Here is an 11,991-nt window from a genome sequence, read left to right as displayed (position 1 = left end):
GACATCCCGGGGACGCGTGCTGTCACATCACATGGATCACCGCGTATGTCTCGCCGTCCTTGGGCGGCCGTGTCCAGGAGCGGGTGGTGAATGTGTGCAGCCGCCCGTTCTCGATGGCGTGACGGGGCAGACAGGCGCCGAACTCCCCGGTCAACGCCTCCAGCAGCGACCGTTCCACCGCGGTGATGTCCTCCGGATCGCCGAAGAACCGGCCCGGGTCGAGCGCCCGCGGAATCTCCCCGTGCGAGCGGACCTCTCCGTCCGCGTAGGTGAACGCGTACTGCTCGGCCCCGTCCTGCGCCACCGAGAGGTGGAAGAACGGTTCCCCGCGCCATTCCCTCAGACCGCTCCACACCACCACCGCGCGGGTGCCCCCGCTTGCCGCCGCGGCCGGGGAGACGAACCGCCGCCGGTCGAACGGGGCAGGGTCGTCGTCGAAGGCGAAGCTCCAACCGGTGCCGGCCCGGCCGACCGCCATGAGCGCCCTGTCGTCATAGGAGGAGAACTCCTGGCGGCCGTCCCGCGGCCGCCGGCGGGCCTCCCAGAGGGACATGGGCTCGTCCAGCACGGCGCCGTCCCCGTCCGCCAGACGTCCGGGCACCTCCTGCGGCTCCGCACCCTCCACCAGGACGAACCGGTAGGACGCGCGGCTGTTGCTCGGATCCGGCTCCGCGAGCCACGCCAGGCCACCCGGGTCGAGCCCCGCCGCGGGCCCCTGCGCCTCACCCGGCTGCCCGCCCCGGGGAACGGACAGCAGCTCACGGCCCCGCTCCGGGGTCAGCAGCGGACCGAGCAGAGGATCGGCCACCCACCCCAGCGGTACGAGGTGGTCCGGTCCCAGCGGCTCCCACCGGGGCAGTGCGTCGATGAGCGTCCGCCACGCCCCGTCGGTGTCCCCCCAGCGCGCCAGCTCGCGCGCCCGCTCGACCGCCTCTCCGAACGGTCCGGCCGCGGTGTACCGGTACGTGCCGTTCCGCACCTGGTCCAGTGTCGCGTGGGCCAGCGCCACCACGTCCTTGTCCGCGCCGCGCAGATCGAACATCAGCGTGGCGTCGTCGCGGTACGAGTGCTCCGCGTGTTCGGCGACCAGCGGGGGCAACAGCTCGGATGCGTACCGCCGGTCCGTCACCAGGCCCTCGAAGCGGACCGCGGCGGTCTGCCCGAGCAGGTGGCGTATCTGGTCGTCCAGTGCGGCGGCCCGCGGCCTGCCGTAGTCCTTGGGCTCCTCCAGCGTTTTCAGCGCCCCTTCCCAGCCCCCGCGCAGCGCCTCCAGCCGGGCCTCCGCCACCAGGGCGTCCAGGTCCCGTGTCGTGTCGTTGACGAATTCCGGCTCCTTCTCGCTCCCGTTCGCCCGCAGGCTGTGGAACTCCCGGTACATCTCCCGCATGAACTCCCGGAAGTCCGCATGCCGTTCGGGCGGTTCGGCCCGCCAGCTCGCCCAGGTGTACACGGCCCATTCGCCGGCCTCGTCCACGTCCTCGGGATCCATCAGGACGTGGGTGACGTCGGACTCGACGTCGAGCTGCAGTCCGCGGCGCCAGATGTCCGCCTCCACCCGCTCCTCCGGCCCGGATTCCTCGTCCAGGTACTCCTCGAAGAGGTCCGCGAGTTCCGACTCGTTGTTGTGCCAGCGCGCCCCCTCGGTCCCCGCCAGCAGCCACACGAACCCGCCCGCGTGCCGCCACCCGTCACTGACCTTGAGGAACTCCCGGTACGACGGGGGCATCCGCCGGCCGATCCGCTCCTCCATGGCCGCGATGCGCTCCTCCGACGCGGGCGGGAATCCGAGCCACCGCGCGCGTCGCGCGGCCTCGTCGTCCTCGTCCCGCGTCTCGTCCTCCGGCTGCGCATCCGCCCACTCCCCGGACCACTTGAGGAGGAAGGATCGCCAGTCGAATGCCGTGGTCTTCGTCATGCGCCCGATGCTGCCACCCGCCACCGACAACGCGGCGGGCCCGCTGGTCACTTGCCGCGCCTGACCGGCCGGTCGCAGGTTTTCAGGCCGGGCTTGTCGGGACAGGCCACGGCGACGAATCCGCCCTTGGCCGGAACCGCAACGGTGAGGGTGTCCCCGCTGTCCACCCGGCGCGTCTCCCGGATCAGTCCGTCCCTGCCGTCCCGCACCGTCTCCACCAGCCAGCGACCGCTGCCGAGGAAGCGCAGTGGCGTCCGTTCGGTGTGTGCGCCACCGGTCAGATAGGACCCCAGGAACCAGCGGTCCTGGCTGCGGCGGGCGAACGTCGCACCGCCTCCGGGCCGGCCGGACAGCAGCCGTGTGTCGTCCCAGACCGTGGGAACCTGCTCCAGGAAGCGTTCCATCTGCGGATGCCTGCCGTAGGTCTCGAGCGATCCGGCGAAGTTCTGGAAACCGGATTCGTAGACGACCGACAGCGCCAACTCGGCCGCGGTGGAGTGCGGATGACTGCCTCGCTGGAGTGCCATGGGGGTGTAGTCCATGGAGCCCACGACGTTCCGGGTGAAGGGGTACGTCGCCAGATCGCCGGCCACCCCGTTGCGGTACTCGGCACCGCGCACCGCCTCCAGCGTCATCACATGCGGCCAGGTGCGCTGCATACCGTTGGGGACCGTCGAGCCGTGGAAGTTGACGAGCAGCTTGTGGTCGGCGGTCGCCTTGAGGACGTCGTCGTACCACCGGAAGCGCTGCTGGGACTCGGAGCCGATGAAGTCCAGCTTCAGCCCGGCGACGCCCCAGTCGTTCATCCGCGAGAGCGTCGTGTTCCGTTCGGCGGCGGTGTCCAGATCGGTCCACCGCATCCACACCAGGATCCTGACCCCGCGCGAGGAGGCGTAGTCGACGAGTTCGGGCATCCACTTCTCGTCGGCCCATCCGTCGTCGACCAGCGTGTAGGGCCAGCCGTGTGCGGCGCTGTAGTCCACGAACTTCTTCTGGCTCTCCAGGCTGCGCTGCACCGGCCTGCCGCCCGCCAGCCAGGACCAGGCCACCTTGCCCGGACGGATCCATGAGGTGTCCCCGATCCGGGAGGCCGGGGCGATGTCGTCGGTGAACGTCGACTGGGTGACGCCCTGGAGGTCACCGATGACGGCGGCGCGCCAGGGGGTGGTCAGCGCGCCGTCGATGGAGACCCGGCTGTCGGCCAGGGCGAGCGAGTAGCGTCCGCTGCCGGAGGTGTGGGTCAGCCGGCTGCCGGAGTAGCCACCGCCCACACCGGACTCCGACAGCAGGACGTAGGAGCTGCCGGTGCGGAACAGGGCGGGGTACCCGTAGGAGCCGTCGGCGGCCCCGGAGGCGGTGCTCTTCGTGTGGTGCTGTTCATGGGAGGCCTCGTAGGGGGTCAGCCACGCCGAGGCGTTCCCGGGGAGCTGGAACGCCGACGCCTCGCGGCGGACGCTGCCGTCCTTGGTGTCCGGCAGCGCATAGCGGTAGGCGACGCCCTGGTCGGAGACCCTGACCACCACATCGATCCGGGTTCCGCGGGCCCCGGTGAAGGACAGCCTGGTCTCATGCATCCGGGCGACACGATCGAGGCGTTTTCCCGTGGTGGCGGTGTACTTCTCGGTGACGGTGCGATCGCTGCGGCCCTCGGGCCGCAGTCCGGTGGTCAGATCGGCCTTGTCGGTGACCAGGCCGACCGGCGCCGGTTGCAGAACGGTCGTCCCGCCGCGGCGGACCGCGAGGGTGAGTGCTCCGGAGCCGTCCAGCGCGACGGTGGCGCTGAGGGCCCGTGAGGAGGACTGCGGCTGCCTCACCTCCCAGGACACACCGCTTCCTTCGGCACCGGCCCGGGGCGCGGTCAGGGCCGCACCGCCCAGCACGGCTGCCAGCGCGGCCGCGAGTGCCGGCTTGGATCTGAACAGGGGGTATCGCTGACGCATGGTCATGGCACGCCTCATATGTAGGACGTTGGTCCTGCCATATCGCACAGGAATCAACAGAGGGGGATGTTGGTGCATATTGACTATCTCGGCCTCAACCTGGCTGTAAAGACGCGTGCACCAGATTTCGTATCCGATCCACCTGCTGAGTCTTGTCCGATTGTGTTGCTTCGACTCTAGGTTCAGGGGAGTGATGGCCCAGAAGGGACCTGGTGCGGTGCTTGCGTGACACAGCGTTATATGCCCTGCTCCAGGGGCCGTTACGGTCATTTTTCATGGAGTGGAGTTATGAGACGGCCGAAGGACTCACCGCTGCCCTGCGCACCGGTGACGTGACATCGGCGGAGCTGACCGAAGAGGCCATCGCCCGTATCGAGCGGGACGACAAGGCGATCAACGCGATCTGTGTACCGGACTACGACCGTGCCCGAGCCGCCGCGCGCGCCGCCGACCAGGCGCGCGCCCGTGGTGAGGACCGGCCGCTGCTCGGCATTCCGGTGACGGTCAAGGAGTCCTACGACATCGCCGGGCTGCCCACGACCTGGGGCATGCCGCAATACCGGGACCATATGCCCGCCGAGGACGCGGTGCAGGTGTCACGGCTCAAGGCCGCGGGAGCGGTGGTACTCGGCAAGACCAATGTGCCGTTGGGGCTGCACGACATCCAGAGCTTCAACGAGATCCACGGCACCACCAACAACCCCTGGGATCACAGCCGTACGGCCGGTGGATCCTCCGGCGGATCGGCCGCGGCCCTGGCGTCCGGATTCGGCGCGCTGTCCATCGGCTCCGACATCGGCGGTTCGCTGCGCACCCCCGCACACTTCTGCGGTGTCTACGCGCACAAACCGACACTCGGACTGGCGGCGCCCCGCGGTATGACTCCTCCGGCAACACCGGTACTGCCGATCGACCTTGACCTCGCCGTCGTGGGGCCGATGGCGCGCACGGCCCGCGATCTCACGCTTCTGCTCGACGTCATGGCCGGACCCGACCCGCTGACGCACGGTGTGGCGTATGACCTGTCGCTGCCGCCCGCGCGCCATGAGCGGCTGTGCGACTTCCGGGTCCTGGTCCTCGACGAGCATCCGCTCCTGCCGGTCGGGTCCGCTGTGCGGGCGGGTGTGAACCGGGTGGCGGAGGCGCTTGCCGACAGCGGAGCCCGCGTCGAACGGCACAGTGCGCTGCTGCCCGATCTCACCGAGGCCGCGGTGGTCTATATGCAGTTGTTCTTCTCCGGGGCCGTCGCGCGCTTTCCCGTCGAGGCATACGAGGAGCTTCGTACCCATGCCGCCGGACTGAGCGCGGACGACCGGAGTCTTGAGGCGATGCGGCTGCGCGGTATGGCGTTCAGCCACCGCGAATGGGTCGAGGCGAACGGCCGCCGCGAGCTCCACCGGCACGGCTGGCGACGGTTCTTCGCCGAGTTCGACGCCGTGGTGTGTCCCATCACGCCCACTCCGGCGTTCCCGCACGACCACATCCCCGACATCAGGGAGCGCCGGATCGCTGTCGACGGCGTCGCATACCCGTATCTCGACCAGCTCGTCTGGGCCGGTCTGGCCACCATGCCCGGTCTGCCCGCCACCGCCGTACCCGCGGGCCGGTCGCCGGAGGGGCTGCCGGTGGGAGTGCAGCTCATCGGTCCGATGTCCGAGGACCGCACCCCGCTGCGGCTGGCAGAACTGCTGGAGCGGAAGATCGGCGGCTTCCGGATGCCGCGGTAGGGCGCGGCCCGGGCGGAACCGACCCGGACCGGATGCCTCGCCGCTCCGGTCGTTCAGCCCGGGAAGCGCAGGAACGCGGCCGGGACGGTGGCGGTGAGCCAGACACCGTTGGCGCTGACCTGGAAGACATGACCGGCCCGGTGCATCGCCCCCGCGTCCACGCTCAGGACCACCGGCGTGCCGCGGCGGGCGCCCACCCGGGTGGCGGTGGCGCGGTCCGCCGAGAGATGGACGGCGTGCCGTGTCATGGGGCGCAGCCCTTCCCCTCGGATGGCGGCGAGGCTGCGGGCCACCGTTCCATGGAAGAGATACGCGGGCGGCACGGCTGGTGGCAGCGCGAGGTCCACCGGGACCGAGTGGCCCTGATTGGCACGGATCCGGTCGCCCTCGATGGTGAAGCGCTGTTTGTCATTGGCGGCCACCACGGCATCCAACTCCGCACGGGAGAAGGGGAATCCGTGGTGCGCCGCCGCGGCCATCAACTCGGCCACGGGGACCCAGCCCTGGGCGTCCAGGGTGATCCCGATGCGTTCCGGAGCGTGCCGCAGATGCCTGGAGAGGTACTTCGAGAGGCGTACGGATCGCTGGTGGTTCATGGCCCCAGAGTGCCGTACGGGTGTGAGGGGTGACACCTGAATTCCGGGCCGGGCGAGCGGTGCGGCGATACCGGAGCGGGCGCATGCGGAGGTATGAGGAGGTGCCGGACGCGGCCCTCGCATCGGTCACACGATCTTGACTCTTGGGACAGGACGCCTCCTCCCGTCCTCTTGTAGATTCGTGGGCCATGGATTGATGTGGACTGGCAACACGGGGGAGGAACTTGTGTCTTTCGAGCATGAATGGGCGGGCCTGATCAGCGAGGCGCGCTCCCAGCAGAGCACCTCCATGCAGCTCAACGGAGCGGGTGACGGCGGGTCAAAGGGCGACGGAGCGGGTGACGGGAAGGTCCTCAAGGTGTCTCCGCAGGGCCTGCGCGCCTACGCGGGCCGGGCCGACAAGGTGAGCGACGACTTCGCGAAGACGGACAACGAGACGATGCGGGAGACCGAGCAGGTGCCCGGCTCGATGAAGGGCTTCGCGAGCGATGAGGCGTTCGCGGACTTCCAGAAGACCTGGCGTGCGCAGATGAAGTACCTGGACGGCCTCTACAGCGGGGTCGCCCATGCGCTCCGCTCCGCCGCCACGAGCTTCAAGGAGACGGACGTCCGGCGCAAGGTGGACTTGGGCAAGGTGTACGGGCCGTACCTGCCCCAGGACGGCAGCTCGCAGGGCATGTACGGGCCGTACCTGCCCCAGGGCGGCACCTCTCAGAGCACCGACAAGCCTCTGTACGGCCCTTATGTGCCGACGCTCCCGTCCACCAATGACCCGAAGTCCTGGGGAGGGCACCGATGACCACCCCTGAACTCACCTACACGGCGGTGCGCGAGGTCGACCTCGAACCCCTCCGGCAGGCGGTGAAGACATGGAAGGCGTTGCCGGGCAGGATCGACACCGTCACCAAGACCTTCACCAGCACTGTTTCGTCCCAGTTGGAGACGTCCGGCTGGTACGGCGAGACGGCGCAGTCGGCGTTCACGAAGTTCCGTGGCATCCGGCACCAGATGTCGGAGGCATCCGGCCAGGCCGAGAAGATCGGCGCCGTGATGTCCGAGGCGCTCAAGGCGTTCGAGGCCGCGAAGAAGGTCCTCGTGAGCGTCGAGACCGCGGTGAGCACTCCGCCGGAGGGCGGCGACGGCAAGGTCTATCTGAAACTCAACAAGAAGGACGGCGTCGTCTATCTCGACCCGCCGCCCGACGTGGAGAACACCGCGGGACTTCAGAAGGCGTACCACGAGTCGATCGTCTACTACAACAACAAGATCAATGAGGCCATCCGCAGCGCGACCGACGCGGACCACGACCTGAAGACGGCTCTCCAGATCGACCCGCCGGGCAAGGGTTTCAACGACGACATCGCGGCACATCTCAAGGACGTCGACGCCGACACCAAGAAGGACGTCGACCGCCTGATGGAACTGGCGGGCAAGGACGACTTCAAGAAGGACCCCAAGGCCCTGGCCGAGTTCAACGGCCTCCTCGCCAAGAACGCCCGGAACGACGACTTCGCCGAGCAGTTCGCCACCCGCAAGGGGGCGAAGGGGATCATGGAGCTCTGGTACAACGCGGCCAAGCCGGAGTACGAGGACGGCCCGCTGGGCAAAGCCAAGGACCGCTCGGACTCGGTGACGAAGCAGCTCGCGGCGCTCCAGGACAACCTGGGCATCACCCTGGGCCTCGCCAGCCACTCCGACTCGCCGGAGATGACGAAGTGGAAGAAGGACGTCATCGACCTCGGCTACCAGCGCATGCCCGGTGCGCACCAGACCTACTACGCCGATCCCCCGTACGGCTTCCAGGTGATGAGCAATCTGATGCGCACCGGGAAGTGGGACAGGGAGTTCCTGAACGCATACGGCGACAAGCTCGTCGAGGTGGACAAGAAGCCCTTCGACGCGCCCGGCGGACGCGAGGACGAGCAGACGCACCGGAAGTGGCTCGCCTACGGCCAGCACCCGCCGGACTTCCTCAACTTCGGCGGGAAGAACGACAAGGGCGAGGACCCCTTCACCGGATACTTCGAGGCGCTGGGCCACAACGGGGACGCGTCCACGGACTTCTTCAAGGACAAGGAGCACTTCGACTACGTGCTCCGGGAGCGCACATGGCTGCCGGACAGCGGCGGAGCCGACCTCGGTGACAAGGTGCCCACCGGCCCCCGGGTGGCTCTCGGCCACGCGCTGGGCTCGGCGACCACCGGTCATGACTGGGACGCGCCGGCGAATGTCCCGGCGGAGCACACCAAGGACCAGGCGGACCTCATGTCCAAGCTCATCAAGGGCATGGGGACGGTCGACGAGGGCGGGAAGGCGGATATCTCGCTGGCCCTGGGCATGCAGCAGGGCCTGGGGAACGCCGCGTCCGAGTACGTACCGGACTTCTTCCGCTCCATGACGGACGGTGCGGGCGACGACAAGCTGTTCCCCGTGTCCGGGGCGCAGGCCGATCTGGAACATCGCGATGTGACGAGGTTCCTCGTGCAGATGGGGCAGGATCCCGACGCGAACGCGGCCATCACCGCCGGGCAGAAGCTCTACGCCGCCCAGGTGCTCGACCACCACCTCGGCGGGGACGTCCCGGCGGACCAGAAGTACGGCGCACCCCCGCAGGACATCGTCCACGAGGTCCTCAAGGCGTCCGGAGAGACCGCGGGCACGCTGGCCACCGGCGCCCAGGAAGGCATCATCGGTCCGGCGGTGCGCGAGGAGAAGGAGTACGACGGCGCCACCCTCAGCAACCGCCTGTGGGGCAACACCGCGTTCGGCAGCGTGGCGACGGGTGTCAGCGTGCTGAAGCCCTTCGCCGCGCATCCCATCGGGGCCGCGGTCACCGCGAGCCTGATCATCGGGGCCGAGGGCGCCGCCCTCAGCGACCACGACGCGAGCAGCTGGGAAGTCAACAAGTCCGCCCCGGCGGCGGACAAGGCCGGCGCGATCTATGACGAGATGGCCGGCCGTGACGTACAGCAGAACCAGGCGATGCTGAGGGCCATCGGGAAGGAACACGGCATCGACGTCTCGGAGAGCTGGGCGAAGCTGTACTCGGCCGAGGGCTTCAGCCAGGGATACTCCCGGGTCGGGTCCACGGCGCCCTACCTCACCTCCATCGAGCAGGTGAAGCAGATGGCCATAGACCACTGATGGAACGTGTACTGATGAACCGCCCCCTCCGCATCACCCTGCTCACCGTCCTCGCCGTGGCCCTGGCCGCGGCGGGGGCGCTGGGCGGCGTCCTCTTCGGCCGAGAGGACGGCAAGGACCCGAAGAAGTTCTCCGACGTGCTGGGGGACACCTGCCCCACGGTCCTGCGGGGGGTGCCCTCGTCGCTGCTCGACCGGGTCGTCCCCGCCTCCCGTCACGCGGGCGGCGAGCAGCGGATGACCTACCGGAAACTCGCGGTCAACTCCCATTGCCGGGTCACCGTGGACGGTAAGGAGGCGCTCCGGGTCGACGTCGCACAGCACAACTCGGTGCACGACCCCGGCCGGGTGGGCACGGGCCCGGGGCACGGCAGGACCATGAGCGTCCCCGGCTATGAGAAGAGCTGGTCCTCCCAGGACGCTGTCAGCCTCACCGTTCCCTGCACCAAGGACACGGGCAATGACAACGCCACCAACGTGTACGTCAAGGTGCAGGCGTGGCGGGGGCCGTACCGGGGCCTGCGCGAGGATCTGGTGCGCATCGCCGAACAGGCGGCCAGGACCGGTCGCGCCCTGGCCTGTTCGGCCACCCCGCCGGTGGCCGACTGACCAGTTCGGACGGCTTGCACCTGCCTGCGCGCCCTTGTTAGCGTCTGGCTGCGACATCTCACCGTAGGGTTCCGCCCTCGCCATTCAGCCTCCTCGTGTCCGGTGACACCAGGAAGGTGGGAGTCACACCAGACAGTGACAAGGGTGTGCGGCGATGGTTGCGGTTCGGCGAGCGCAGACGGCTCTGGAAGCCGTCGATCTGGTCAAGACCTATTCGGCAGGCAGGAACAACCCACCGGTCCGCGCGCTGCGGGGACTGAGCTTCTCCGCCGCCAAGGGGACCGTCTTCGGGCTGCTCGGCCCGAACGGGGCGGGCAAGTCCACCACGGTGAAGATTCTCTCCACGCTGTCGGTGGCCGACTCGGGGTCGGCGCACGTCGCCGGTGTCGACGTGACGGCGAAACCGCATCGGGTGCGCCGGGCGATCGGGTTCGTGGCCCAGAAGCCCGGTACGGACCCGATGGCGACGGCGACCGAGAATCTGCTGCTCGCGGGGCGCCTCCACGGGATGTCCCGCCATGACGCCACGGCGCGGGCCCGTGAGCTCATCGACCGGTTCGGTCTGGCCGAGGCCGCGAACCGGCTGGTGAGCACGTACTCCGGCGGTATGGCACGCAAGCTGGACGTCGCGCTGGGGCTGATGCACCGCCCGCAGGTGCTCTTCCTCGATGAGCCCACCACCGGTCTCGATCCCCAGGCGCGGAGCGAGATGTGGCACGAGATCGCCAGGATGGCCGCTGACGAGCAGATGACGGTGCTGCTCACCACCCACTACCTCGACGAGGCCGACCACTTGGCCGACCGGCTCGCGATCGTCGACCACGGCACGGTGGTCGCCACGGGCACCCCCGAGGAACTCAAGAGCGAGCTGCGCGGCGACGCGGTGCAGATCGAGCTGGCCGAAGCCGACGACAGGGCAGCCGCGGTGCTGCGACGGGTGCACGGACTGCGCGAGATCACCATGGACGGGTGCACGGTCCGTGGCCGTACCGACGACGGCGCCCGGGCGCTGCCACCCGCGCTGGCCGCACTCGACGAGGCGGGAATCGCCGTGGCCTCGGCGACGCTTGCCCGCCCCTCGCTCGACGACGTCTACCTCCGGCACACCGGCCACGCCCTTCAGGCCCCCGGTGGCGAGGACCTGAAGGCCCTGGAGGCGGCGAAGTGACCACAGCACACACGGAGTCCACCGGTGCGCGGCCGCTGACCCTGATCGCGCACACCGCGTTCCTCACCGGCCGTCTGATGCGCACCCTGTGGCGGACACCCACCTTCCTCATCGTCGGGCTGGTCCAGCCGGTGATCTGGCTGCTGTTGTTCAGCCGGCTCTTCCGGTCGGTCGTGGACCTGCCCGGCTTCACCCACGGCGACGGCGGGTTCCTGCGGTTCCTCACACCCGGTGTGGTGATGATGACCGCGCTGTTCGCCAGCGCATGGGCGGGGACGACCTATCTGCAGGACATCGACCGCGGCGTGATGGACCGGCTGCTGACCTCTCCCGCCAGCCGGGCCGCCATGATGTGCGCGACCATGGCCCACCAGGCGATCCAGACCGTCATCCAGAGCCTGGTCATCGTGGTCATCGCGCTGATCGCCGGTGCCACCTTCCCCGGTGGCCCCGCCGGTGTCGCCCTCACCGTGCTGGCCGCGGCGCTGCTGACACTGATCTTCTCGGCACTGTCCAACGCCGTTGCCCTGCTGACCCGTCAGCAGGCCACACTGATCGCGATCTCCCAGTTCACCACCTTGCCGCTGATGTTCCTGAGCTCTGCCGTGATGGACCTTCAGCTCGCCCCGGGCTGGGTGCGGAGCGTCGCCGCGTACAACCCCGTGGAGTGGGCGGTCGTGGCGGCGCGGGAGGCGATGGCCGCGCACACCGACTGGAGCGTGGTCGGGACACGTCTGGGCGTCCTCGCGGCGGCCGTCGCCGTGATGGGCTTCCTGGCCACACGGGCCTTCCGGGCCTACCGGAAGTCGACGTAGGAGAGCCGCCCCTCCGGTCACGGCCGCAGCCGCGGCCGTGACCGGATCGGTCCGCCTCCCGACCCGATGCGGCCTGTC

Annotated in this window: 9 protein-coding genes; 6 read left to right on the top strand and 3 right to left on the bottom strand. The window is 69.3% G+C overall.

All coding sequences use genetic code 11. The features are described 5' to 3' along the window. Positions 1–22: 22 nt before the first annotated feature. The gene (locus NMK44_RS06750; protein WP_254739341.1) at positions 23–1,915 is read right to left on the bottom strand and encodes an SMI1/KNR4 family protein; all 1,893 of its coding nucleotides are present in this window, start codon (positions 1,913–1,915) and stop codon (positions 23–25) included. A gap of 47 nt (positions 1,916–1,962) precedes the next feature. Then, positions 1,963–3,861 (bottom strand): glycoside hydrolase family 97 protein, encoded by a 1,899-nt coding sequence (locus NMK44_RS06745; RefSeq protein WP_254739340.1) that lies wholly within the window; start codon positions 3,859–3,861, stop codon positions 1,963–1,965. Between the two features lie 269 nt (positions 3,862–4,130). Between NMK44_RS06745 and NMK44_RS06740 the strand changes: the two genes are divergently transcribed. Continuing rightward, complete coding sequence (locus NMK44_RS06740; protein WP_254739339.1) at positions 4,131–5,582, top strand: amidase; 1,452 nt, start codon at positions 4,131–4,133, stop codon at positions 5,580–5,582. A 53-nt stretch (positions 5,583–5,635) separates the two neighbouring features. Here NMK44_RS06740 and NMK44_RS06735 read toward each other — a convergent pair whose 3' ends face one another. Then, positions 5,636–6,178, bottom strand: coding sequence for an RNA 2'-phosphotransferase (locus NMK44_RS06735; protein ID WP_254739337.1), 543 nt, complete (start codon positions 6,176–6,178; stop codon positions 5,636–5,638). A 226-nt stretch (positions 6,179–6,404) separates the two neighbouring features. Between NMK44_RS06735 and NMK44_RS06730 the strand changes: the two genes are divergently transcribed. From NMK44_RS06730 to NMK44_RS06710, 5 genes are all read left to right on the top strand, one after another. Next, complete coding sequence (locus NMK44_RS06730; protein WP_254739297.1) at positions 6,405–6,977, top strand: WXG100 family type VII secretion target; 573 nt, start codon at positions 6,405–6,407, stop codon at positions 6,975–6,977. Further along, positions 6,974–9,322: a PPE domain-containing protein gene (locus NMK44_RS06725; RefSeq protein WP_254739295.1), complete on the top strand. Its 2,349-nt coding sequence runs from the start codon at positions 6,974–6,976 to the stop codon at positions 9,320–9,322. Before NMK44_RS06730 ends, NMK44_RS06725 begins: the two co-directional genes overlap by 4 nt. A 14-nt stretch (positions 9,323–9,336) precedes the next feature. Next, on the top strand, positions 9,337–9,930 hold the full coding sequence (locus NMK44_RS06720) for a hypothetical protein (protein ID WP_254739293.1): 594 nt from the start codon (positions 9,337–9,339) through the stop codon (positions 9,928–9,930). Positions 9,931–10,084: 154 nt separating this feature from the next. After that, entirely contained in the window at positions 10,085–11,098 is a 1,014-nt protein-coding gene (locus NMK44_RS06715; RefSeq protein ID WP_254739291.1) for an ATP-binding cassette domain-containing protein, read from the top strand. Then, entirely contained in the window at positions 11,095–11,913 is an 819-nt protein-coding gene (locus tag NMK44_RS06710) for an ABC transporter permease (protein ID WP_254739290.1), read from the top strand. The genes NMK44_RS06715 and NMK44_RS06710 overlap by 4 nt, the downstream gene beginning before the upstream one ends. Positions 11,914–11,991: the final 78 nt, after the last annotated feature.

Origin of the sequence: Streptomyces cucumeris (assembly GCF_024295805.1) — a bacterium.
Taxonomy (GTDB): domain Bacteria; phylum Actinomycetota; class Actinomycetes; order Streptomycetales; family Streptomycetaceae; genus Streptomyces; species Streptomyces cucumeris.
Note: the sequence above shows the minus strand (reverse complement) of the source record. Positions and strands in the feature narration are given on the sequence as shown.